The following is a 22569-nucleotide window of genomic DNA, read 5'->3' on the forward strand; positions in this document are numbered from 1 at the left end:
GATTTTTCAGGCGAAAACCCGATTTTCGTTTAGACCGGCCGGGTCTGACGTGCTAGAATAGCCGGTTTGGATTGCAAGACCTTTTTCCCATTTTCGGGGGAGTGAGCGTGCCCATGGTGAAGGTGAAGACCTCCGCGAAGGCCGGTTCCAAGGCCAGTCCTGCTTCTGTTTCTGCCACGCGAGTCTCATCGGCGCGCGGCGCCGGGGGCGGAAAGACCACAGCGGGAACGGCGAAAGTCGCAAACGGTCGGACCCATGTGGGGCAGGCGGGAACCAAGGCCACTGCGCCGGCAAAGACGGGGAAAGCCCAGCCGCGCCAGTCCGCCGACATCGCCGTCGCCGCCAAAACGGCACCACGCACAAAGGGTGCAGTCCAATCTTCAACCTCAGGCAAGGTCTCGACGTCGATGAGCACGAGCGCCAGACCTGGCGGCAAAGCCGCTTCCGTCGCACTCAAGGGCAAGACAACCACCGTGGCGAAATCGAAAGTTACCGAAGTCGAGAGCAAGCAGACCACTGCCAGCGCGCGCGCAACCAAGACGGGTACCGCTCGTACCAGCACCGCAGCCAAGCCGACCAAGGCGGCAGCGGAGGACACCAAGCGCACGGCCCAGGCAGCGGCCACTCCCACCCCAACTCCCCCTGCGCCCCGCGCGGCGGCGGCAGCCGAGCCCAAGAAGCGCGGTCGCAAGCCCAAGGCCGAGACGCAGGCAGATGACGACAGCAGCACGGACGTGACTGAAGAATTTGACACCCCCGCCGCTCCGGCGCCGAAATCCGAGAAGCTGAAGGCCCGTGACCGCAAGGCCAAGGAAAAGGCCCTGCTCAAGGAATTCGCGGCCTCGCAGCAAGGCGGTTCGGAAGAAGAGCTCGAGGCTCGCCGCCAGAAGCTCAAGGCGCTGATCAAGCTGGGCAAATCGCGTGGCTACCTGACCTACGCCGAAATCAACGACCACCTCCCCGACGACATGGTCGACGTGGAGTCGATGGAGACGCTGGTTGCCACGCTCAACGACATCGGCGTGGCCGTGTACGAGCAGGCGCCGGACGCCGAAACGCTGCTCCTGAACGACAACGCGCCTTCCGTGACCACGGAAGAAGAGGCGGAGGAAGAAGCCGAAGCCGCGCTGTCGACGGTGGACTCCGAATTCGGTCGCACGACTGACCCGGTGCGCATGTACATGCGCGAAATGGGCACGGTCGAGCTGCTCACGCGCGAAGGCGAAATCGAGATCGCCAAGCGCATCGAAGCCGGCCTGAAGGACATGGTCATGGCCATCTCGGCCTGCCCGGTCACCATTTCGGAAATCCTCGCCATGGGCGAGCGCGTGGCCAATGACGAAGCCAAGATCGACGAGTTCATCGACGGCCTGATCGACCCGAATGCCGAAGCCGAGGCCGCTGCCGCCGCGCAAGCCGAGGAAGACGAAGACTTCGAGGACGAGGAAGCCGAAGAGGAAGGCGACGAAGAAGAAGACGAAGACGATGACGGCGCCGGCGCGTCGGCCGCGTCTGCGCGTCAGCTCGAAGAGCTTAAGCAGGCTGCGCTCGAGAAGTTCCGCATCATCGCCGACCAGTTCGACAAGATGCGCCGCGCGTTCGAGAAGGAAGGCTACAAGTCCAAGCCGTACCTGAAGGCGCAGGAAGCCATCCAGAACGAACTGATGACGATCCGCTTCACGGCGCGCAACGTCGAGCGCCTGTGCGACACGCTGCGCGGCCAGGTGGACGAGGTGCGCAAGCTCGAACGCGCGATCCTGAACATCGTGGTCGACAAGTGCGGCATGCCGCGCGCCGATTTCGTCGCGCGTTTCCCTGGCAACGAGACCAACCTGGACTGGATCCAGTCCGTCGTGGCCGACGGCAAACCGTACAGCGCCATCGTCGAGCGCAACGTGCCGGCCGTGCACGAGCTGCAGCAGAAGCTGATCGACCTGCAGGCGCGCGTCGTTCTGCCGCTGGCCGAGCTGAAGGACGTCAACCGCAAGATGTCGGAAGGCGAGCGCCGCGCCCGCGAGGCCAAGCGCGAGATGACCGAGGCCAACCTGCGTCTGGTGATCTCGATCGCGAAGAAGTACACCAACCGCGGCCTGCAGTTCCTCGACCTGATCCAGGAAGGCAACATCGGCCTGATGAAGGCGGTGGACAAGTTCGAATACCGCCGTGGCTACAAGTTCTCGACGTACGCGACGTGGTGGATCCGCCAGGCCATCACGCGCTCGATCGCGGATCAGGCGCGCACCATCCGTATTCCGGTTCACATGATCGAGACGATCAACAAGATGAACCGCATCTCGCGTCAGATCCTGCAGGAAACCGGCCAGGAGCCGGATCCGGCAACGCTGGCCGAGAAGATGGAGATGCCGGAAGACAAGATCCGCAAGATCATGAAGATCGCCAAGGAGCCGATCTCCATGGAAACGCCGATCGGTGACGACGACGACTCCCATCTGGGCGACTTCATCGAGGATACGAACACGCTGGCCCCGGCCGAAGCGGCGCTGCATGGTTCGATGCGCGGTGTGGTGAAGGACGTGCTCGATTCGCTGACGCCGCGCGAAGCCAAGGTGCTGCGCATGCGCTTCGGTATCGAGATGAGCACCGACCACACGCTGGAAGAGGTCGGCAAGCAGTTCGACGTGACGCGCGAACGTATCCGGCAGATCGAGGCGAAGGCACTGCGCAAGCTGCGCCATCCGAGCCGTTCCGACAAGCTGAAGAGCTTCCTCGAAGGCAGCTAAGGTCGAATCCAGGGGTGGGCTTCGGCCCACTTTCGGGTAAAATCGCATACATGGCCCGGCCTAACCCGCCGGGTTTCTTTTTGCCGGGCGCCTGTTCGGGCGCCGCACACCTTGGGCCTCTAGCTCATGCTTGGTTAGAGCAGCGGACTCATAATCCGTTGGTGCCGGGTTCGACTCCCGGGGGGCCCACCATCTTTTCTTCCCTCGACGTAGTCTCTTGCTGGCCGACATGGGTGCCGGCCCCTTCAGTCTGGTGCGGCCAAGAGCGCCTTGCCCTTCCGGGACCGGCTTTTGCTAAAACACTTCCCTTCCAAGAAATATCGGCTGATTCCTGAATTCGATAATGCCGGCGCGCCAATCCGCTCAATGGGGGATAGGTTTAAAACACTTCAAAGGAAACCGTTTCATTCCCTCGTTTGAAAAATCGGCAGCCCGCGCCGCGCCTGCTTGTACAGGGGATGGTCGGCGGTGTTTTGAATGAAATCTCTATTTACTTCATACTCGGCGCGGACCATAGTTTCCGCCATAACGACAAGTAAATAGCCAGTAGCGTACCTTCGGAGACACAGGATGTTACGCATTCAAAACGGGCCATTCCAACATTCCGCTTCTGCGCGTGCCCACGCGCGTCATCGTCATCGCGGCGGCGATCCGGCTCGCCTGCGGTAGCAGCCTCACATTCATTGTTTTGAGATCGGCGCCTGGCCGATCTGCGTGATACCCGCGCATTGCGGGTCGCACGCGTTCAAGCACGCTTGTCGTTTCCGTCGTTTGCCGCTCGGCCTGTCGACAAGACGAAGCGTGCGCTGCCGGCTTCCATGCGCGGCAGACGGAGTATTGGCCGGATACCGCCGGCGCCAGCACAACAAGTTCCGAAAACGCGAGGAGACACCATGGGAAGTCCACGTCATCTTTTTATTGTCATGGCAGCCAGTTGTCTGGCGGCCGTGCCGTTCATCGGCGGGTGCGGCGGGGCGGATGACCCCGGTTCGTCGGATGTGGCGCAGTGCTCGGGCAGTTCCTGCCCTCCGAGCGGCGCGACCACCACGCCCAGCACCCCCGCCAGCCTGTGTCCGGCGTCGCTCGACTATTCGACCACGTACACCGGTGGTTCGGGCAGCGGCGAGTACATCAAGGTCCGGTTCGATACGAGCAAGAACACGTACCAGATGCAGTTCATCGAGTCGTCGGTGCCGACTTCCGCGGGACAGATCAACAACACGCGCAAGGGCCTGACGATCAACGGTACGTTCGTCCATCCGACGAATCTGCCGACGGCCGAACAGAACCGCTGTGCGTTCGTGCTGCAGTCGGGCAAGACGGCCGACAACAGCTATGCGATCACCGTCAACCCGCAGGATCCGCCGATGCTGTTTGTCGGCAAGGGGATCGTGGGCGGGGGCATTCCGGGCGCGACGATCCAGTTTGATGGGCCACTTCCGGGCGTGCCCATCGGCGTCGTGCCGTCGCGCACGTTCGACTTTTATCCGTTCCTCGGCTTCTCCGAGACCGTGACGGACTTCTCGCAAGTCGCCGGCCGCTACAACGAGCTCGGCGTGCATGTCACCCCGACCGGTTCGGGCAACCAGACATCTTCGCCGCAAGGCTGGGAACCGGATGCCGTGAACTGGACGCAAACGCTCAACGCTGACGGCTCCTGCACGCCAGACGCGTCGGACTATTCCTGCCACACCACCGGTACGCCGTGGACGCTGCGCCAGAACGACGACGGCTCGCCGGACAACGTGTTCGTCAGCCATCCGACCGGCCCGAACACCCCCTATGCCTACGTCGGGCAGGTCTCGCCGTTGATGCTGCTGGCGCCGAGCCAGGCCAAGGGCATCATGATCGTCGGCAAGCTCGGCGGGCAGGTGGTGCCGGTGGTGATCCGCGTGGGGTACTCGTACAGCGACCCCGCGAACCTGCTGGCCTCGGTGGGCGATGACCAGATCGGCATCTCGATCCTGACACCCGCGACGCCCATCCCGACGAACGCGCTCGCCGGCGGCTACATCGGTGCGACCAGCGCATCGGCATGCGGCCTCGTGACTTCGAATGGGCCGACCACCAACATCGGCGGTTTCAACGGCATCAATGGTACGGTCCCGCACCCCGAGCTTCCCGGCACCTACAGCAATGGCTTCTTCCATCCGGAAGCCGGCAACTGCAGCGACGGTACGGCCGTCTCCACGCTCGCGGCGAACTACACGTCCACGCTGTTCCAGAACGGCACGGCCGCCTTCATCAACCCGCTCACCTCGCGTGTGACGGCGCAGTTCGGGCTCGACTACACGCAGGCCTCGCCCGGCAAGTTGATCGTCACCGCGCAGAACGACTTCAACGCGCAAGGGGCAAGCGGCAACGTGGCGCTGTTCAAGGCCGGCGACAAGGGCGTCGCGGTGAAGGTGGGCGACGTGTACGCACTGCTCATGAACAACAACAAGTACAACCCGTTCTTCACGGTGGGCGCGTTCGTCCAGTAGGACGCGCAGCAACGCAACCGCAGGCGGCAGCGCCAGCGCGCTGCCGCGTCTGAACAACGATATGGAGGAGACGCAAATGCAATGGCGTAAATGGCTGGCAGCGCTCGCGTGCGCACCGATGACGGCGGCACTCTTGACGGGATGCGGTGGTGGAGACGACCCGCCGCCGCCCGTGATCCAGCGCCTGTGTCCGCAAGCGATCGACTACAACACCGTCTTCACCGGGGGCGCGGGCTCGGGCGAACTTGTGAAGGTGCAGCTCGACACCACCAAGATGACGTACCAGATCACGTACCTGGCCTCGCCGATTCCGGTCAAGACCGGCACCGTGGCACCCACGCGCGATACGCCGCCCAACAACGTGCAGACTGGCACGCTCACGCAGGAGACGGCGCTGCCGACCGAGAAGCTGAACCAGTGCGCGTTCCGCCTGAACAACGCAAGTCTCGACCCGAGCCGGCCCGCGCGGTTCTTCCTGGGGCAAGGGGTGCTGGGCGGCACGATTCCGGGCGCGACGATCCAGTTCGACGGCATTGTCGGCGTGGGCAGGATTCCGCAGACGACCTTTCCGTATTACCCGTTCATCAGCTTCTCGAACACCGAGACCGATCTGAGCAAGATCGCGGGCAACTACAACCAGTTGGGCTATCACCAGGTGCCGTCGCAGAGCTTCTCGCAGCAGGCGGTCGATGCGCGCTTCACCATCAACGCAGACGGCACGTACACCGAATGCGACAACCTCGGCGTGAAGAACGGCGGTGCATGCCTGACCTCCACCGCGACGGTCAACCAGAAGTTCACCTTGCGCAGCGACGCGCCGGCCTTCACCACGCTGAACTACCAGCCGCAGGTGCCGCCGACGGTGTCGTCGCTCGATCCGAGCAAGGCGGGCAAGGGCGTGCTGATCGTGGGCAAGCTGTACGGCCAGCTCGTCCCGGTCTTCATTCGCGTGGGCGCAGCCAACTCTGATCTGACGGCCGGCCCGCCCGTGGCTGACGACGAATCCGGCATCTCGATCATGGCGCCGGCCGCGAACGTCGCGCAGGGCTCGCAAGACGGCGAGTACACGGGCGTGGACAGCCAGTTCAACTATCGCGCCACGGCGCTGGTCGGCACGCAGGCCACCCTGCTCGACCCGTTCAACGCCTCGCAGGCCGCGCTCACCCGTCCGCTGAACCTGGACTTCACGCAGACCGTGCCGGGCGTGATCCGCACCACGCAGACGAGCGCGCCCGCAGGCTCCGCGCCGACGGGCAAGCTGATCTTCACCGGCAAGACCTTCGGCTTCCTGGACATGAGCGATACGAAGAACCCGTACTTCACCGTGGGTGCCTTCGTGCAGTGACGGCTCCATCCGAAAACGCCATGGGCGTGGCGCATGACCGAGGCAGCGCCACGCCCCGCTCAGAACAACAGGAGGAAGGAACATGAAACGACTGACTGTCGCATTGATGGCGGCTTGTGCAACGGGCGGCGCCATGGCGCAGCAGGCCGGCGACAACGTGGCCACGCTGGGGTGGTTCCACATCATGCCGCAGGACTCCAGCAACAACCTGACGACCACGGTGATCAACGCGCCGATCAACGACCCGCTGCGCCTGCCGCGCAGCTTCACGTCGCCCAACAGCGGCCTGACGGTCAACAACGCCGACACGCTCGGCCTGACGCTCACGCACTTCTTTACGGACAACATCGCGCTGACCACGATTGCCGGCGTGCCGCCCGAATTCAAGCTGACCGGGCATGGCGTGATCCGCGCGCCCGGGCCGGCAGGCGCGCTCGGGCATGTGGACCTGGATGATCCTTCGAACCAGCCGGCGGTGCGCAAGGCGCGCCAGTGGAGCCCCGGCGTCATCCTGCAGTACTACTTCGGGCATGCGCAATCGAAGTTCCGGCCGTTCGTGGGCGCGGGCGTGGTCTACAGCTTCTTCACCAACATCGAGCTGAATCCGAACTTTGCTTCGGCCGTCAATCGCGAGCTGGGCAGCGTGCTCGCCGCGGGTGCGGGCAAGCCGGGGCCGACGAGCGTGGAGGGGAAATCCTCGTCGTCGTGGTCGCCGATCTTCAACCTGGGCGCGAGCTATGCCATCAACGAGCGCTGGGCGCTGACGGCAACGGTGTCGTACATCCCGCTCAAGACCGAAGCCGCCACCGTGATCAAGGCCGCGGACGGCACGACGCTCGCCACCACGAAGACCACGCTGAAGGCCAATCCGATCATCACGTTCGTGGGGGTGTCGTACAAGTTTTAGCCGGGTGCCGGCTGTCTACCTGGCTAAATCGGCGCGGCGGGCGTCCAACGGGAACGGGTTCCCGCCGCTTTCTTAAGACGGTTTCCACCGTCAGTTCCAGTGAGGCAATAAATGAGCACACGTAAAGTCGTATCTCTTGCAGTTGCACTCGCACTTGCCACCGTAGCAGCCACACCCGCACTGGCCGTCACCGTTTCGCGTGTCGATGGCCAGCCGATGAACCCGAACGGCGAGCCGTTCTCCGTGACCGGCGCAACCACGTTGTCCAAGAGCATCCTGAGCGCCAACTGCACGGTGACGTTCAACGGCACCATCACACCGTCGGGCATCGTCAACATCACGTCAACCACCTTTGCCGGTGGCGGGACGTGCGGCCTGATCACCGGCCTCACGCCGTGGACCGGGCAGGCGGACAGCACCACGCAGCTGACCATCAACAACGCTGCCGTCAATGTCTTCCTGGCGGGCAAGTGCGGCCCGAGCAAGGTGGTGACGACGTGGAACAACGATGCATCGTCGCTCACGTTCACCAACGCGCCGATGGACCCGGACTGCAAGGTCGGTGGCACCGTGTATTCGTCGCCGAAGTTCACGGTGCAGTAAGCACGCCACCGGTTGGCCCGCGGATGCGCAGCCGCTGTCAATCGGCATGAAGCAATGGGCCCGGCATGTCGGGCCTGGCTTGTTCTGGGGCGTGCTTCTCAGGGCAATACCCCTGTCGCCAATAGCGACAACGCATGTGCTTCGGAAGTGGCATGATCGCGCTTGCGCCGCTGCACCGGGGCAGCGGCCAATCTTCAGGAGCCAAGACATGCGTTTGCTCACTTCCGCCGCAGCGGCCGTTGCGATGGCCGCATCCGTCGGCATCGTCCACGCACAGACCGCCACGCCTGCCGCCACACCGGCACCCGCCATTGCACAGCAACGCACGCAGGTGCCCGGCTACTACCGCATGGCGCTCGGGGATGACGTCGTGACCGCGCTGTACGACGGCTACGTCGACCTGCCTGCCAAAACGCTGGTGGGCATGAACGCGCAGTCGGTGCAGAGCCTGCTGGCACGCATGTTCGTATCGAGCACACCCGGCATGCAGACTGCCGTGAACGGCTACCTGATCGACACGGGCAGCAAGCGCATCCTCGTCGATACGGGTTCGGGTACCTGCTTCGGTCCGACCATGGGCGGCCTGGCGGGCAACGTGCGCGCGTCCGGTTACCAGCCCGAGCAGGTCGATGCGGTGCTGCTCACCCATCTGCACCCGGATCACGCGTGCGGCCTGCTGACGCCGCAAGGCCAGCCGACGTTCCCCAACGCGCAGGTGTATGTGGCTGCGCCGGAAGCGGATTTCTGGCTCAGCGAGACGATCGCGGCATCCAAGCCGAAAGACATGCAGCCGTTCTTCAAGATGGCACGCGATGCCGTGGCGCCGTACGCCGCCGCCGGCAGGCTGAAGCAGTTCAAGCCCGGCGACGAAGTGGTGGAGGGCGTGCGCTCGGTGGTGGCGAACGGCCATACGCCGGGGCATAGCGGCTACCTGGTGAGTTCCAAGGGCCGCAGCCTGCTGGTGTGGGGCGACATCGTCCACAGCCACGCGGTGCAGTTCCAGCACCCCGAGGTCGCGTTCGAATACGACGTCGACCAGAAGCAGGCCGTGGCCTCGCGCCGCAAGCTGTTTGCCGACGCGGCGCAGAACAAGCTGTGGGTGGCCGGTGCGCATCTGCCGTTCCCGGGCCTGGGCCACGTGCGCAAGGACGGCAAGGCCTTCGCCTGGGTGCCGATCGAGTACGGCCCCTTGCGCACCGACCGCGCAGACTGAACCGTCACGCGCCTGCCGGCCGCTTCATCTTGCACGTGGTCGGCAGGTCGAGGTCTTTGGCGGCGGTGGTGCTTTCGGTCTTGTGGCCCCATTGCGTGCCGTCATAGCCGACCTTGACGGTCTTGCCGTCCACCGGTGCGATCGTCGAGACGACCTGCGGCAGCAGCAGTTGGTGGTCGACCTTGCGCATGGTGACTTCGCCGAGGAAGCTCTGCTTCTGCATGCCCTCCAGGGCAAGGGCGATCTTCAGCGGGTCGGCCGAATGGGCCTTGCGGATGGCATCGGTCAGCAGTTCGACCGAGAGCACGGTCCGCGGTGCGAAATGCTCGCCGGCGGCCGTCTGCCGGGCACGGGCGTCCATCTGCATCAGCTGCGCGTTGCCGCTGCCCGGCGTCCATTCCGACACCCACGTCACCTTGCCGAGCTTGGCCTGTGATACCGCCAGCACTGTGCCGGGTGCGCCCGCGCCACTGTGGTTCAGGTAGCGCACGTCGTAGCCCATGTCACCGGCGGCCTTGATGAGCAGGTTCAGATCCTGCCCCCAGTTGCCAGTGAGCAGCGTATCGGCGCCGCTGGCCTTGGCTTTCGAAGCATAGGGCGCGAAGTCCTTCACCTTGCCGATCGGGTGCAGCGTCTCGCCGGTGAACTGCACGTCGGGCCGTGCCGCAGAGATCATCTGCTTGCCCAGCGACGCCCACAGCCGCCCATGCGCGTAATCCTGGTTGAGCGAGTAGACCTTGCGGATGTCGGGCTGCGTCTTCACGAAGTTGGCCAGCGCGCGCATCTTCATGGCCGTGTTCGCCTCGGTGGCGAAGTGCCAGAAGCTGCAGTGCGCGCCCGTCAGGTCCGGGTCGATCGACGCGTAGTTGATGATGAGCACCCGCTTGGCCGGATTGCGCTCGTTGTGCTTGGTGGCCGCATCGACCATGGCCGCCACCACGGACGAGCCCGAACCCCCGGTGAAGACGATCTTCGCGCCGGCATCGATCGCGCTCTGCAACGCCGACAGGCTGTCCTGCGCCGAGAGCTTGTTGTCGTACGTCGACAGTTCGTAGCGCGCACCGCTGAGCACGCCCTGCGGCTGCGCGTTGGCGTCGTCGATGGCGAGCTTGATGTTGGCCAGGAACTGCTCGCCCACGTTGGAGAGCGGGCCACTCAGCTGATCGATGAACGCGACCTTGATCGGCGCGGCATCGGCGGCGTGCGCCTGCGGTGCGCAAAGCAGCGTCGCGGCACAGGCCAGCGCTGACAACGGACGGGCGAAGCGGAACGATGCAGCCATGGGGTCTCCTTGATTGTTCGTTGTGGCCTACCACGTATCGATGAAGCGGCGCGAGGCAGGGTCGCGCGTATGCCGCGGCGGGGCAGGCGGCACCGATCGCAGCCCGCGCAGCAGCCAGCGGCGCGTGTCGGCGGGGTCGATCACCGCGTCGATCTCGAGATAGCTCGCAATGTTGAGCGCGCGGCCTTGCTCGTAGGCCTCGTCAACCATCTTGCGGAACAGCGCCTCGCGCTCGGCCGGGTCTTGCACCGCTTCCAGCTCCTTCCGGTAGCCGAGGCGGATGGCGCCCTCGATGCCCATGGCGCCAAATTCGCCGCTCGGCCACGACGCCGTGAAGAACGGCGCCTGGAAGCCGCCCGCCGCCATCGCCATCGCCCCAAGGCCGTAGCCCTTGCGCAGCACCACCGTGAAGAGCGGCACGCGCAGGTTGCCCGCCGTGACGAACATCCGGCAGACGTGGCGCACGGTGGCCGTCTTCTCCGCTTCAGGGCCCACCATGAAGCCCGGCGTGTCGCACAGCGAGACGATCGGCAGGTCAAAGGCGTTGCACAGCTGCATGAAGCGTGAGGCCTTGTCGGCGGCGGCCGAATCGATGGCGCCGCCGAGATGCCGGGGGTTGTTGGCAATGCAGCCGAATGCGCGGCCTTCGATGCGGATCAGCGCGGTGATGATGCCCACGCCAAACGCCTTGCGCAGCTCCAGCACGGAGCCGGTGTCGGCCAGTGCATCGATGACGGCGCGCATGTCGTAGCTGCGCAAGCGGTTTTCCGGGATCACGTGGCGCAGGCGTCGGGCGTCGCTGGCGCTCCAGTGGGCGAGCGGGCCCTGGAAGTAGCTGAGGTATTGGCGCGCCGCGTCCACGGCTTGCGCTTCGTTCTCGACGAGCACGTCGATCACGCCGTTGGGGGCCTGCACGCTCACGGGGCCGACCTCCTCGGGGGCATACACGCCCAGGCCGCCGCCCTCGATCATGGCCGGTCCGCCCATGCCGATGGTGGCATCGCGCGTGGCGATGATCACGTCGGCGCAACCGAGCAGCGCCGCATTGCCGGCAAAGCACCGCCCCGACACGATGCCCACCGTCGGCACGAGCCCCGACAGGCGCGCGAACTGGATGAAGGTCGGGCAGTCCAGCCCGCTGATGCCGCGCTTCTCGGTGTCGCCGGGCCGGCCGCCGCCGCCTTCGGCAAACAGCACGACGGGCAGCTTCCACTGCTGCGCCAGGTCCAGCGCGCGGTCGGTCTTCTTGTGGTTGAAGGTGCCCTGCGTGCCGGCCAGTACGGTGTAGTCATAGGCCAGCACCATGCAGCGGGCGTCCTGGTCGGGAAAGTGCGCGCCGTTGACGGTGCCGATGCCGGTGATGATGCCGTCAGCCGGCGTCGAGCGGATCAGGTCGTCCAGCGAGCGCCGTTGCCGTTGCGCGGCGATGGCCAGGGCGCCGTACTCGATGAACGAATCGGCATCGCACAGGTGCGCGATGTTCTCGCGCGCGGTGCGCTGGCCCGTCTTGCGTCGGCGGGCGACGGCCTCGGGCCGGTTCTCGTCGAGCCCGAAGGCATGGCGGTCGATGACGGCCTGCAGATCGGGGCGGATGTGGTCCAGGTCGACTTCAACGTCCGCCGCTTCGGCGTGCTGGTCGGCATCGTCCAGCTGCAGCGCCAGCAGCGGCTGGCCTTCGCGCATGGTGGCGCCGGGTTGTGCATACACCTGAAGCACGTGCCCGGATGCCGGCGCGAGCACCACGTGTTCCATCTTCATCGCCTCCATCACGGCCAGCACCTGGCCGCGCGTGACGGCTGCGCCGGCTTCCGCGTGGATCTGGATCAGCGCACCGTCCATGGGCGCCGTCAGCAGTTCGGCATCGTCCGGCAGATCATCGATGGGGACGTGGCGCGCCTGCCCATCCGGATCTGCCGCGGCATCCGACGACGGATGAAACGCTCGGTGCGCACCGTCGCTGGCGTTCAGCAGCTCCGTCAGGCGCGCGTCGAGAAACTGCGTGTGGACCGCGTTGGCCTGCACGTCTGCATCGCTCAGGAGATCCTGCAGCAGCCGCTTGTTCGTCGCCAACCCTTCGATGCGGAATTCGCACAGTGCGCGGTACGTCTGCGCCAGCGCCTGCGCATACGTGCCGCGCGCTGTATGGACGATCAGCTTGGCGAGCAGCGAATCGAAGCGCGGGTTCGGCCGATAGCCGACGTAGCCGCACGTGTCGACGCGCACACCCGGGCCATTGGGTGGCTCGAACGCGGCAAGCGTGCCGGTGGACGGATGCGGCTGGCCGGAAGCGTCGAGCGTTTCGGCATTGATGCGCACCTGGACAGCGTGGCCGCGCGGTGCGATCGGCTGGCCCAGCCCAAGCTCTGCCAGCGACGCCCCTTGCGCGAGCGCCAATTGCGTCGCCACGAGGTCGACACCCGTCACCATCTCCGTGACGGTGTGTTCGACCTGCACGCGCGGGTTGGCTTCCATGAAGTAGAACGCGGCGTGCGGTGTGCCGGCGCCTTCCACCAGAAACTCGAATGTGCCGATGCCGCAGTAGCCGGCCGCTTTGGCGAGCGCAATGGCCGCGTCGGCGATGCCCGCGCGCAGGGCGTCGTCCAGCGCGGGGCTGGGTGCGATCTCGATCAGCTTCTGGTGACGGCGCTGCAGGCTGCATTCGCGCTCGCCCAGGTGCGCGACATTGCCGTGTGCGTCTGCAACGATCTGGATTTCAATGTGGCGCGGCGCCGGCACCAGTGCTTCCACGTAGACGTCGCCGCTGCCGAATGCGGCCTGGGCCTCGGACACGCAGCGCGCATAGGCCTGCGCAATCGCAGCCGCATCGTGCACGGCGCGCATGCCGCGTCCCCCGCCGCCGGCCACGGCCTTGATCATCATGCCGTGCGACGGCGGCAGCGCCGCGAAGAACGCCTGCGCCTCCTGCACCGACGTTGCGCCGCGTGTGCCATTGACGATCGGGATGCCGGCTTCGTGTGCCAGCGCCCGAGCGCGGGCCTTGTCGCCGAACATGTCGAGAACGCGCGGGGCAGGGCCGATGAACTGCACGCCGGCTTCGGCGCACCGGCGCGCGAACGCGGCGTGCTCGCTCAGAAAGCCGTAGCCGGGGTGGAGCGCGTCGGCGCCCACGGCGCGCGCGGCGGCGAGAATCGCTTCGCCATCGAGGTACGCACGGGGGCCGGTGCCGGGCAAGGGTACGGCTTCGTCGGCGCGCAGCGGGTGCAGGGCATCCCGGTCGTCTTCGGAATAGACGGCGGTGCAAGGCAGGCCGACCGAGGCAGCCGCGCGGGCAATGCGAATGGCGATCTCGCCGCGATTGGCGATCAGCAGTTTGCGAAACGTCATGTGAGGGGGAGGCGTCAAATCCGTTCTGCGAGCGGCGCGAGATCCTGCTTGCGTACCTTGCCCGTGGCCGTGAGCGGCAGGGCATCGACGATGCGCACGATGGGCACCTTGTAGACCGCCATGTTGTCGCGGCACCACTGGGTGAGCGTCGCGTCGTCCAGCGTGCCGACGGCCTCGGGGCGCAGCATCACGAACGCGACCGGGACCTGGCCGCGCTGCTCGTCGGCGCGGCCGACCACGGCGGAGCCCAGCACAGCGGGGTGCTTGCCGAGCATGGCTTCGATCTCGGCCGGGAATACGCTCATGCCATTGACCTTGAGCATCTCCTTGCGGCGGCCGAGGTAATGGATGTAGCCGTGCTCGTCGATGCAGCCGATGTCGCCGGTGTGGAACCAGCCGTTGCGCAGGGTTTGTGCAGTCGCTTCCGGCTTGTTCCAGTAGCCCTTGAGCAGCGTAGGGGTGCGCACGCACAGTTCGCCCTCTGCGCCGATGGGCAGGACTTCGTGCGTGTCGAAATCGCAGATCTTGAAGTCGGTGCCCGGCACGGGCAGTCCCACGAAGATCGGCTGCGAACGCAGGTCGAAATCGTCATCCTGCATGCCGACCGTGAAGGTGTTGCAGGTTTGCGTTTCGGTCATGCCCCAGGCGCTCTCGGCCATCATCGAGCCGGTGAGCTCCCGCCACGCGCGGCGGTACTCCGGGTTCAGCTTCTTGACGAACGACGACACGCCCGTGTGCCGCAGCGAGCGCAGGTTGTATTCGTGCACGCGCGGATGCGCCATCACTTCGGCCGCGCTGTCGACGAGCATTGAGCCGTTGGTGACGCGGTAGCGCTGCACGCCGGCCATGAAGGCCTCGGCATCCCAGCGCGCCAGCAGCACCAGCGGCACGCCGAGGAACGCGGGAAAGATCAGCCCGGTGTTCTCGCCGGCAATCCAGAACTGCGGATAGAAGCTCAGCATGACAGTGTCGCCGTCTGCGCGCAGCGACACGGCCGAAAACGCGGCGGCCATGTCGACCATGTCGCCCTGCGTGTGGATGCAGCCCTTGGGCAGGCCCGTCGTGCCGCCGGTGTAGTTCAGCGCGGCGGGGGCGTCGAGCCCAGCGGGCGGCAAAGCGATGGGCGCAGTGTTTGCCAGCGCCGGCACCAGGTCGATGGCGTCATCGCAGGGGGCGGGCGCTTCGGCCAGCATCGCGGGCAGCGGCAGCGTCGGCTGCGCGGGCACCACATCCGCATAGCGCGTGACGAAAACATGCTCGAGCGATGTCTCGGCCCGCACGTCGCGCACCAGCGGCATCAGCCGATCCAGCGTGACGATGGCGCGCGGCGTCGCGTCGGTGAGCGCATGCATCAACTCCGCGCGCTGCGATAGCGGGCTGATCGGCACATACACGGCACCGAGCTTCAGGATGCCGAAGAACACCACATTGAATTGCGGACAGTTCGAGAGGAACACCCCCACGCGATCGCCCGCGCCAATGCCGTGCCGGGCTAGCAGCGCCGCAAAGCGGTCAGACAGGTCATCGAGCTGGGCGAACGTCGTGTCGTGCCCGTAGAAGTGGATGGCCGGTTTGTCTGGCGTGGTGCGGGCCCAGTGGCGCAGATACTCGGTCAGGGCGACGCGTCCGATGGGGTAGTGGGGTTCGCGGGGGGCATCGACCGGCCATGCGCGCGCCCAGAGCGCGCGAACGCGGCCGAGATACTCGGACTCGTCCATCGCCAAAGCTTGTCTCCGTTGGGTTGTGCAGGGCATACGCCCGTGGGCGTCGCACTGTCTATACTTGATGGTAGATTTTTATACCAACGGGTATGAATATAGGAGCCGTTTTTTGAGGCGTCAAGCATTCCAGGATGCCGGGCCGCCAGGATGTGCGCACGCTACGGCGTGTTCCCGGGCGGCGTGCGAAAATGCGCGCTATGTCCTCCGTCCGCAAAACCGCTGTCTCCGACGTGAATCCGCCTGCCGAAGCCGAAGCGCCGTCGATGCGCCCGCACATTGCCGAGCGGCAGGAGGCGCGCCGCCGCCAGATTCTCGATACCGCCGCCCAGCTCTTCTTCACGAAGGGCTACGCCGGCATGACGATGAGTGATCTGTGCAGCGCGCTCGGCGTGACCAAGCCGGCGGTGTATTACTACTTCACCGACAAGTACGAGATCTTCGACATCCTGTGCCGCGAGTCGGCGCGGATCACCATGTCGGCCATCCGCGAGACGGCCGACCCGGCGTTGCCGGTGCGCGAACGCCTGCATGCGTGCATGCTGGAACTGGCCCGACGCTGCATCGCGTGCCATTACTCGGCCACGCTCTGCTATCGCGACCGCCAGTACCTGCGCCCCGAGACGATCGAATGGATGGGCGCGATGTCGCGCGCGTACTATCGCGACCTGTATGCGCTGCTCGACGAAGGCAAGCGCCTGGGCGTGTTCGAGTTTGGCGATGCACGCGTCGCGGCACACGCCATGGGCGGCGTCATGGGTTTCATGTACACGTGGCATGACCCGTCGCGCATCGACGCCGAGGTGCTGGCGCGCGAACTGGCCGACGCCATGATGAAGATCATCCTGCCGGCTGCTCCGAGCCCCGGGCCCCAGCGCGCGCGCTGAGCGTAGCCCCCGTTGCCCCTGGCGGCAGCGCGGGGAGCCGGAAAGTCTCCGGCGTCATCAGGTCGATGCCGCAATCGAGCGTTTCCACCCAATCGATGAACCGATTGACCATGGTCTTGCCGCGGAAGGCCTGACCGTGCTGCGGCACGATCCATTCGATGTCGAGCCCGCGCACCATCTGCGCCCACAGCCGGCACACCCGGTTGCCGCTCATGTAGCGGCGGTGGAACGGCGCCATCAGCGGCAGGTGCGCATCAAAATCCTTCACCGGTGTGGCAGCCACATTGGCATGCACCATCGACGCTCCCAGGTCGCCCGAAAACAGGATGCGCGACTGCGGATCGTAGAACTGGAAATTGCCCTCCGAGTGCAGGAAGTGCGCCGGCACCGCCAGCAGGTGCGTGTTGCCGAGCGGGATCGCCATGCCCGTATCCGGGATCGGCACGATGCGACCTTCGGTCTTGCCCACGTTGCAGAAGTGCGGCAGAAACCGTTCCCACACGCGCGAGATCAGGATGTCGCAGCTCGAACTCGTGAGCCATCTTCCGGCGGAGGCAACGATGTCCGGGTCGGCATGCGAGGCAAGCACATAGTCGAGCTGCTTCGGCGCAAAGTAGCGGTTCATCGCCAGGAAGAGCGCGTTGTACGTCATCTGGCCGCCGGGGTCGATGAGCGCGCCGTGGCCGTGGTCGACGATGAGGAACTGGTTGGTCTGCACCGGCAGGGCGTCGTGGTCGTCGACGAGGTCGGAGAACATCAGGCAGACGTGCTGGGGCGCTTCATACAGGGTGGTGACCATGGCGGGCAGGGCGCGGTTGGGATGCCGCGATGGTCGCGCAGCGCCGCGCGCCGGCGCTTGATCCGTGTCAAGGCTCGCGTGACCCGACAGGAGCCCGGCGCTGTCCGTTGTCGGTCTTGCCTAGGCTGCACGTGATAAACTTTTGATTTTTAACGCTTTGCGCGAGCCGCTCGCGGGTGTTTCCGCCTGAGTCTGTCGCGCCGCCATGCCACCCGGCATGCTGCATCCCCCTATGAACACTGCGACATCGTCAGAAGCGCCGGTCAACGAATCGGTGACATTCGACAGCTTTGGCCTGCACGCCGATATCCTCCGTGCGCTGGCCGAAAGCGGCTATACCAAGCCCACGCCTATCCAGGCGGCTGCCATTCCGGTGGTCACTGCCGGCCGTGACGTCATGGGCGCGGCGCAAACGGGCACCGGCAAGACCGCCGGCTTCTCGCTGCCGATCATCCAGAACCTGCTGCCGGACGCCAATACGAGCGCATCGCCGGCGCGCCACCCGGTGCGGGCGCTGATCCTGACGCCCACGCGCGAGCTGGCCGACCAGGTGTACGACAACGTTGCCAAGTACGCGAAGTACACGGCGTTGCGCAGCGCCGTCGTGTTCGGCGGCGTCGACATGAACCCGCAGACCGAGCAACTGCGGCGCGGTGTGGAAATCCTCGTGGCGACGCCGGGCCGCCTGCTGGACCACGTGCAGCAGCGCAGCGTGAACCTGTCGCAGGTGCGCATGCTGGTGCTGGACGAAGCCGACCGCATGCTCGACATGGGGTTCCTGCCCGACCTGCAGCGCATCATCAACCTGCTGCCGGCGCATCGGCAGACGCTGCTGTTCTCGGCGACGTTCTCGCCGGAGATCAAGAAGCTCGCCGCCAGCTACCTGCGTCATCCGCAGACCATCGAAGTGGCGCGCAGCAACGCCACGGCCGAGAACGTCCGCCAGGTGATCTACACCGTGCCGGACAACCACAAGCAGGCCGCGCTCGTGCACCTGTTGAAGCAGCGCGCCGAGCAGGGCCTGCCGCGCCAGTGCATCGTGTTCTCGAACAGCAAGATCGGCTGCTCGCGCCTGGCGCGTGCGCTGGAGCGCGAAGGCATCAACGCCAGCGCCATCCACGGCGACAAGACCCAGACCGAACGCATGCAGACGCTCGAAGCGTTCAAGCAGGGCACCGTCGATGTGCTGGTCGCCACCGACGTGGCAGCACGTGGTCTCGACATCTCGCAGATGCCGTGCGTGATCAACTTCGACCTGCCCTTCAATGCGGAAGACTATGTGCACCGTATCGGCCGCACAGGCCGTGCCGGCGCGTCCGGCGACGCACTGTCGCTGTTCGCTCCCGGCGATGAGAGGCTGCTGGCCGATATCGAGAAGCTGATCAAGCGCAACCTGCCGCGCGAGCAACTGGAAGGGTTCGACCCTACCGGCGAGCAGTCCCGGGACCGTGAGCGCCGCGAGCGTGACGAGAAGCGTGCGCGCGCCGAAGTGCGCCGTGCCCGTGAGCGCGAGGAGCGCAACGGCGCCCGCGTGCTCGACCACACCGTCGTCCGCCCGGCATTCCGGCCGTCGGATGATCCGTTCTTCAATCGTCCGTACGAGTCGACGGCGCCCGCGGAAACGGCCGAGACCGCCAAGCCCGCACAACCGGCGGGGCATCCGCGCACGGCCAAGCGTCCGATCGCGGCGCTGCTGGGCGGCGTGCCGCGCAAGCGTTAAGGCGCGCCGTCGGGAACGGCGGCAACTATGCCGCCGGAGTCAATCGTGCAAGGCGATTGGCCCATGCCGGGACGGCCTCCCGGTAGAAGCCTTCCACATCCTGCGCGTGGATCTCCAGCCCAAGATGCCTTGCTGCCTCGGTGAGCGCGGCAAGCGGCTGATTGCGGTCGATGGCGCGCGCGCCGGTCTGCTTGCTCAGCTTTTCGCCTTCGGTGTTGACGACGACAGGCACGTGCAGGTAGCGCAGTGCGGGCAACCCGAGCAACTGCTGGAGATAGATCTGGCGCGGGGTTGAGTCGAGCAGATCGGCGCCCCGGACCACATCGGTGATGCCCTGGGCGGCATCGTCCACCACCACCGCGATCTGATACGCCCACATGCCGTCGGCGCGCTTGAGCACGAAGTCGCCCACGGCTTCGGCCAGGTTCTGGCATTGGGTGCCCTGCCAGCGGTCGTTGAAGCACACGGTCGCGGCTTGCGGATCGGGCACGCGCACGCGCCAGGCGCGCGCCGGGCGCCCGTGCAGGCCGTTGCGGCACGTGCCGGGATAGATCAGTGTCTGGTGACGCAGGCGGCCGTTGGCGTCGATGGTCGTGACGGAGTCGGCAATCTCGCGCCGCGTGCAGCCGCAGGGGTAGAGCTTGCCGACGGTTTGCAGCCGTTCCAGTGCCGATTCGAAGCGCGCCAGATGGCCGCTCTGCCATTGGGGCGCTTCGTCGGCGATCAGGCCGAGCGCCTCCAGCGTGGCCAGGATGTCGCGATCGGCGCCTGGCACGTTGCGCTGGAAGTCGATGTCTTCAATGCGCACGAGCCACGTACCGCCGTGCACGCGCGCGTCGAGCCAGCTCGCCAGTGCGGTGACCAGCGAGCCGATGTGCAGCGGCCCCGTCGGCGACGGGGCGAAGCGCCCGCGGTATGGTCCGCGCGACGCGAGGGTGGAATCCGGAAAATCGAGATTGGCTTGGGACAACGCAGCACTCCAGGCGCAGATACCGACACCGCTATTGTGCGCGATCTCGCAGCGGCTACCGCTACTGCATCAGCAGGGCCTGCGCCAGGCGCGGGTCCTCCAGCTTGTCGACCCACCACTGCAGTGCCTTGCCGCGCATGTTCGTGCGCCAGGCCACCTGGAAGGTGCCGGCACGGTCGTCCTCGGTAGTGGTCTTGGCGATCAGCACGCCGGAGTCCAGGTACGGCTGCGCCAGCGGAACGGGCAGCCAGCCGCAGCCCAGGCCTCGGATCTGCGCTTGCACCTTGTCGGCCATCGACGGCACCACCAGCGTGTCCTGCCCCGCCATGACGCCGATCGTGCGTGCCGGGAGGCTGCGTGACGTATCCCCGACCGCAACGATGCGATGTCGCGTGATGGCGGCAGCGGGCAGCGGCTCCTCCAGCCGCGCAAGTGGGTGGTGCGCCGCCACCGCGAACACGAACGGGATCTTTCCGAGCGTGCGCGTCTGCAGGCCCTGCATCTGCATCACCTGGGCCGGGCCGATCAGCAGGTCGGCACGGCCCGAGAGCAGTGCATCCCATGTTCCGGCCAGCACTTCGCGGGAGAAGCGCAGGCGCGTGGCGGTGTTCTCGGCGTAGAAATCCTGGATGACCGGCATGAGTGCGCGGAAGTGCACGAGATCATCGACCACGATGGTCAGCGTGGCCTCCCAGCCGGTGGCCAGGCGCTTGACGCGGCGCGCGAGATCGTCGGCGGCCTGCAGCAGGTGGCGGCCTTCGTCGAGGAGCGCCCGGCCGGCGGGCGTCAGCTCCGCACGGTGGCGCCGGCGGTCGAACAGCAGCACGTCGAGGTCGTCTTCCAGCTTGCGCACGACATAGGTAAGCGCCGACGGCACCTTGCCGAGCTCCTGCGCGGCTGCGGCAAAGCTGCCCTTGCGTTCGATCGCGTCCAGCACTTCCAGGGATTCCAGCGAGAGCGCCATATTCAGAATTTTTGATGGGATGTGTCAAAGCGGTACCGCGTAAATATAGCCAATGTGCGTAGCATTGCCACATCAACGAAGTGATTTGGACAGGAGATCCATCAAAATGATTGAAATGCGCCCCTCGCAGGACCGCGGCTACGCAGACCACGGTTGGCTGAAGTCGTATCACAGCTTCTCGTTTGCCGATTACATGGACCCGGAGCATGTGCAGTTCGGGCCGCTGCGCGTCATCAACGAAGACCGCGTCGCGCCCGGCATGGGCTTCGGCACGCACGGCCACCGCGACATGGAGATCATCAGCTACGTGCTGGACGGGGAGCTCGCGCACAAGGACAGCATGGGCAACGGCAGCGTGCTGCGCCCGGGCGACGTCCAGCGCATGACGGCTGGGACTGGCGTGCGTCACTCCGAGTTCAACCACGCGCAGGACCAGACGACGCACTTCCTGCAGATCTGGGTGCTGCCCGCGCAGATGAGCCTCACGCCGAGCTATGAAGAGCGCCATTTCGATGCGGCGGCCAAGCGCGGCAAGCTTGCGCTGATCGCCAGCGCCGATGGCCGCGACGGCTCGGTCGAGGTGCACCAGGATATGGCGCTCTACGCCGGCCGCTTCGACGGTGCCGAAGCCGCGACGCTGTCCCTGGCAGACGGCCGGCGCGCCTACGTGCACGTGGTGCGTGGCAAGGTGAGCGTCAACGGCCGGGCGCTGACCGGTGGCGATGCGGCCAAGCTGACGCACGAAACCGCGGTGACACTGTCGGACGGCGAAGACAGCGAAGTGCTGGTATTCGATTTGCCGTAATGTTGACGGCGCACGCTGGTGCGCCGTTTCTCTCGTCTTTTTGTCGACCCAACCAAAAGAGGATTCCCATGGCAAAAGTTGCCGTCGTTTATCACAGTGGTTATGGCCATACCAAGAAGCAGGCGGAAGCCGTGTTCGCAGGCATCCAGAATGCCGGCGCCGAAGCGCATCTGATCTCGGTGGCCGACGTCAATGACGACACGTGGGCCCTGCTGGCCAGTGTCGATGCGATCGTCTTTGGCGCGCCGACCTACATGGGCGGTGTGTCGGGCGACTTCAAGAAGTTTGCCGATGCCTCGTCCAAGGCCTGGTTTACCGGGGCATGGAAGAACAAGATCGCGGCCGGCTTCACCAACTCGGCATCGATGAACGGAGACAAGTACGCCTCGATCCAGTACCTGTGGACGCTCTCGCAGCAGCACGGGATGATCTGGGTGGGCACGGGCATGATGCCGGCCAACACCAAGGCCGCCACGCGCAACGACGTCAACTACCTGGGCGGGTTTGGCGGGGCGCTGGCGCAATCGCCGTCGGATGTCAGCCCGGAAGAGGGCCCGCTGCCGGGCGACCTGGAAACCGCCAGGCTGTATGGTGAACGCATAGTCGCCATCACGAACCAGTTCGTGCGTGGCGCCCAGTAAGCCCATGCACCAGAATAAAAAAACGCCGGCATCATGTCCGGCGTTTTTTTATGAGGCGTGCGTTCAGAACCGCGTGCCGGTGCCGCAGAACACGCCCCGGTTGGAGCCCCCCGCACAGCTGGTGGAGCACCCGCCCGACACCGCAA

17 protein-coding genes and 1 tRNA gene are annotated in these 22569 nt (G+C 65.8%); 11 read left to right on the forward strand and 7 right to left on the reverse strand.

Going from position 1 to position 22569, the window contains the following annotated elements; all coding sequences use genetic code 11:
• Positions 1 to 52 precede the first annotated feature (52 nt).
• A complete protein-coding gene (locus tag KHN96_RS22795; RefSeq protein ID WP_233902588.1) occupies positions 53 to 415 on the reverse strand; it encodes a hypothetical protein in 363 nt (120 codons plus the stop codon).
• On the opposite strand from KHN96_RS22795, the gene rpoD reads away from it, so the two are divergent.
• From rpoD to KHN96_RS10695, 7 genes are all read left to right on the forward strand, one after another.
• The gene (gene rpoD / locus KHN96_RS10665) at positions 408 to 2741 is read left to right on the forward strand and encodes an RNA polymerase sigma factor RpoD (protein ID WP_233902589.1); all 2334 of its coding nucleotides are present in this window, start codon (positions 408 to 410) and stop codon (positions 2739 to 2741) included. The genes KHN96_RS22795 and rpoD overlap by 8 nt on opposite strands.
• A gap of 113 nt (positions 2742 to 2854) precedes the next feature.
• Positions 2855 to 2933 (forward strand) — tRNA-Ile (locus KHN96_RS10670).
• Between the two features lie 701 nt (positions 2934 to 3634).
• The gene (locus KHN96_RS10675) at positions 3635 to 5224 is read left to right on the forward strand and encodes a DUF2957 domain-containing protein (RefSeq protein ID WP_062738302.1); all 1590 of its coding nucleotides are present in this window, start codon (positions 3635 to 3637) and stop codon (positions 5222 to 5224) included.
• Between the two features lie 76 nt (positions 5225 to 5300).
• Positions 5301 to 6569 (forward strand): DUF2957 domain-containing protein, encoded by a 1269-nt coding sequence (locus KHN96_RS10680; protein ID WP_062738303.1) that lies wholly within the window; start codon positions 5301 to 5303, stop codon positions 6567 to 6569.
• Between the two features lie 82 nt (positions 6570 to 6651).
• Positions 6652 to 7476, forward strand: a complete 825-nt coding sequence (locus KHN96_RS10685; RefSeq protein WP_045787332.1) for an OmpW/AlkL family protein — start codon at positions 6652 to 6654, stop codon at positions 7474 to 7476.
• 111 nt (positions 7477 to 7587) lie between these two features.
• Positions 7588 to 8079, forward strand: a complete 492-nt coding sequence (locus KHN96_RS10690; RefSeq protein ID WP_062738304.1) for a hypothetical protein — start codon at positions 7588 to 7590, stop codon at positions 8077 to 8079.
• A gap of 208 nt (positions 8080 to 8287) precedes the next feature.
• A complete protein-coding gene (locus KHN96_RS10695; RefSeq protein ID WP_062738305.1) occupies positions 8288 to 9292 on the forward strand; it encodes an MBL fold metallo-hydrolase in 1005 nt (334 codons plus the stop codon).
• 4 nt (positions 9293 to 9296) lie between these two features.
• On the opposite strand, the gene KHN96_RS10700 is transcribed toward KHN96_RS10695, so the two are convergent.
• From KHN96_RS10700 to KHN96_RS10710, 3 genes are read right to left on the reverse strand one after another with little or no spacing between them, the layout of a single operon-like run.
• Complete coding sequence (locus KHN96_RS10700; protein ID WP_045787329.1) at positions 9297 to 10574, reverse strand: branched-chain amino acid ABC transporter substrate-binding protein; 1278 nt, start codon at positions 10572 to 10574, stop codon at positions 9297 to 9299.
• 27 nt (positions 10575 to 10601) lie between these two features.
• Positions 10602 to 13919 carry an acetyl-CoA carboxylase family protein gene (locus KHN96_RS10705; RefSeq protein WP_062738306.1) on the reverse strand — a complete coding sequence of 1106 codons (3318 nt, stop codon included), beginning with the start codon at positions 13917 to 13919 and terminating at the stop codon, positions 10602 to 10604.
• A gap of 14 nt (positions 13920 to 13933) precedes the next feature.
• Entirely contained in the window at positions 13934 to 15637 is a 1704-nt protein-coding gene (locus KHN96_RS10710) for an AMP-binding protein (RefSeq protein WP_062738307.1), read from the reverse strand.
• 200 nt (positions 15638 to 15837) lie between these two features.
• Here KHN96_RS10710 and KHN96_RS10715 point away from each other — a divergent pair, with 200 nt between their 5' ends.
• Positions 15838 to 16524 (forward strand): TetR/AcrR family transcriptional regulator, encoded by a 687-nt coding sequence (locus tag KHN96_RS10715; protein WP_062738308.1) that lies wholly within the window; start codon positions 15838 to 15840, stop codon positions 16522 to 16524.
• Here the strand turns inward: KHN96_RS10715 and KHN96_RS10720 are convergent.
• On the reverse strand, positions 16478 to 17323 hold the full coding sequence (locus KHN96_RS10720; RefSeq protein ID WP_062738309.1) for an oxygen-binding di-iron domain-containing protein: 846 nt from the start codon (positions 17321 to 17323) through the stop codon (positions 16478 to 16480). The two genes, KHN96_RS10715 and KHN96_RS10720, sit on opposite strands and share 47 nt — an antisense overlap.
• A gap of 232 nt (positions 17324 to 17555) precedes the next feature.
• On the opposite strand from KHN96_RS10720, the gene KHN96_RS10725 reads away from it, so the two are divergent.
• A complete protein-coding gene (locus tag KHN96_RS10725; protein WP_062738310.1) occupies positions 17556 to 19043 on the forward strand; it encodes a DEAD/DEAH box helicase in 1488 nt (495 codons plus the stop codon).
• Between the two features lie 25 nt (positions 19044 to 19068).
• Here the strand turns inward: KHN96_RS10725 and gluQRS are convergent, their stop codons facing one another.
• Together gluQRS and KHN96_RS10735 are read right to left on the reverse strand one after the other, a co-directional pair.
• Positions 19069 to 20013: a tRNA glutamyl-Q(34) synthetase GluQRS gene (gene gluQRS / locus KHN96_RS10730; RefSeq protein WP_062738311.1), complete on the reverse strand. Its 945-nt coding sequence runs from the start codon at positions 20011 to 20013 to the stop codon at positions 19069 to 19071.
• A gap of 61 nt (positions 20014 to 20074) precedes the next feature.
• A complete protein-coding gene (locus tag KHN96_RS10735) occupies positions 20075 to 20977 on the reverse strand; it encodes a LysR family transcriptional regulator (protein ID WP_062738312.1) in 903 nt (300 codons plus the stop codon).
• Between the two features lie 106 nt (positions 20978 to 21083).
• Here KHN96_RS10735 and KHN96_RS10740 point away from each other — a divergent pair, with 106 nt between their 5' ends.
• Positions 21084 to 21782 carry a pirin family protein gene (locus KHN96_RS10740; protein ID WP_062738313.1) on the forward strand — a complete coding sequence of 233 codons (699 nt, stop codon included), beginning with the start codon at positions 21084 to 21086 and terminating at the stop codon, positions 21780 to 21782.
• Between the two features lie 68 nt (positions 21783 to 21850).
• Positions 21851 to 22423 carry a flavodoxin family protein gene (locus KHN96_RS10745; RefSeq protein WP_062738314.1) on the forward strand — a complete coding sequence of 191 codons (573 nt, stop codon included), beginning with the start codon at positions 21851 to 21853 and terminating at the stop codon, positions 22421 to 22423.
• Positions 22424 to 22569 lie beyond the last annotated feature (146 nt).

Source organism: Ralstonia mannitolilytica (genome assembly GCF_905397375.1).
Lineage (GTDB): Bacteria > Pseudomonadota > Gammaproteobacteria > Burkholderiales > Burkholderiaceae > Ralstonia > Ralstonia mannitolilytica.

Bases quoted from the DNA above. Each gene is read 5' to 3' on its own strand.
- KHN96_RS10725 (WP_062738310.1), top strand. From the start codon at position 17,556: ATGAACACTGCGACATCGTCAGAAGCGCCGGTCAACGAATCGGTGACA.
- KHN96_RS10690 (WP_062738304.1), top strand. From the start codon at position 7,588: ATGAGCACACGTAAAGTCGTATCTCTTGCAGTTGCACTCGCACTTGCC.
- KHN96_RS10710 (WP_062738307.1), bottom strand. From the start codon at position 15,637: ATGGACGAGTCCGAGTATCTCGGCCGCGTTCGCGCGCTCTGGGCGCGC.
- KHN96_RS10715 (WP_062738308.1), top strand. From the start codon at position 15,838: ATGTCCTCCGTCCGCAAAACCGCTGTCTCCGACGTGAATCCGCCTGCC.
- KHN96_RS10675 (WP_062738302.1), top strand. From the start codon at position 3,635: ATGGGAAGTCCACGTCATCTTTTTATTGTCATGGCAGCCAGTTGTCTG.
- KHN96_RS10685 (WP_045787332.1), top strand. From the start codon at position 6,652: ATGAAACGACTGACTGTCGCATTGATGGCGGCTTGTGCAACGGGCGGC.
- KHN96_RS10680 (WP_062738303.1), top strand. From the start codon at position 5,301: ATGCAATGGCGTAAATGGCTGGCAGCGCTCGCGTGCGCACCGATGACG.
- KHN96_RS10720 (WP_062738309.1), bottom strand. From the start codon at position 17,323: ATGGTCACCACCCTGTATGAAGCGCCCCAGCACGTCTGCCTGATGTTC.
- KHN96_RS10705 (WP_062738306.1), bottom strand. From the start codon at position 13,919: ATGACGTTTCGCAAACTGCTGATCGCCAATCGCGGCGAGATCGCCATT.
- KHN96_RS10695 (WP_062738305.1), top strand. From the start codon at position 8,288: ATGCGTTTGCTCACTTCCGCCGCAGCGGCCGTTGCGATGGCCGCATCC.
- KHN96_RS10740 (WP_062738313.1), top strand. From the start codon at position 21,084: ATGATTGAAATGCGCCCCTCGCAGGACCGCGGCTACGCAGACCACGGT.
- KHN96_RS10745 (WP_062738314.1), top strand. From the start codon at position 21,851: ATGGCAAAAGTTGCCGTCGTTTATCACAGTGGTTATGGCCATACCAAG.
- KHN96_RS10735 (WP_062738312.1), bottom strand. From the start codon at position 20,977: ATGGCGCTCTCGCTGGAATCCCTGGAAGTGCTGGACGCGATCGAACGC.
- KHN96_RS10700 (WP_045787329.1), bottom strand. From the start codon at position 10,574: ATGGCTGCATCGTTCCGCTTCGCCCGTCCGTTGTCAGCGCTGGCCTGT.
- rpoD (WP_233902589.1), top strand. From the start codon at position 408: ATGAGCACGAGCGCCAGACCTGGCGGCAAAGCCGCTTCCGTCGCACTC.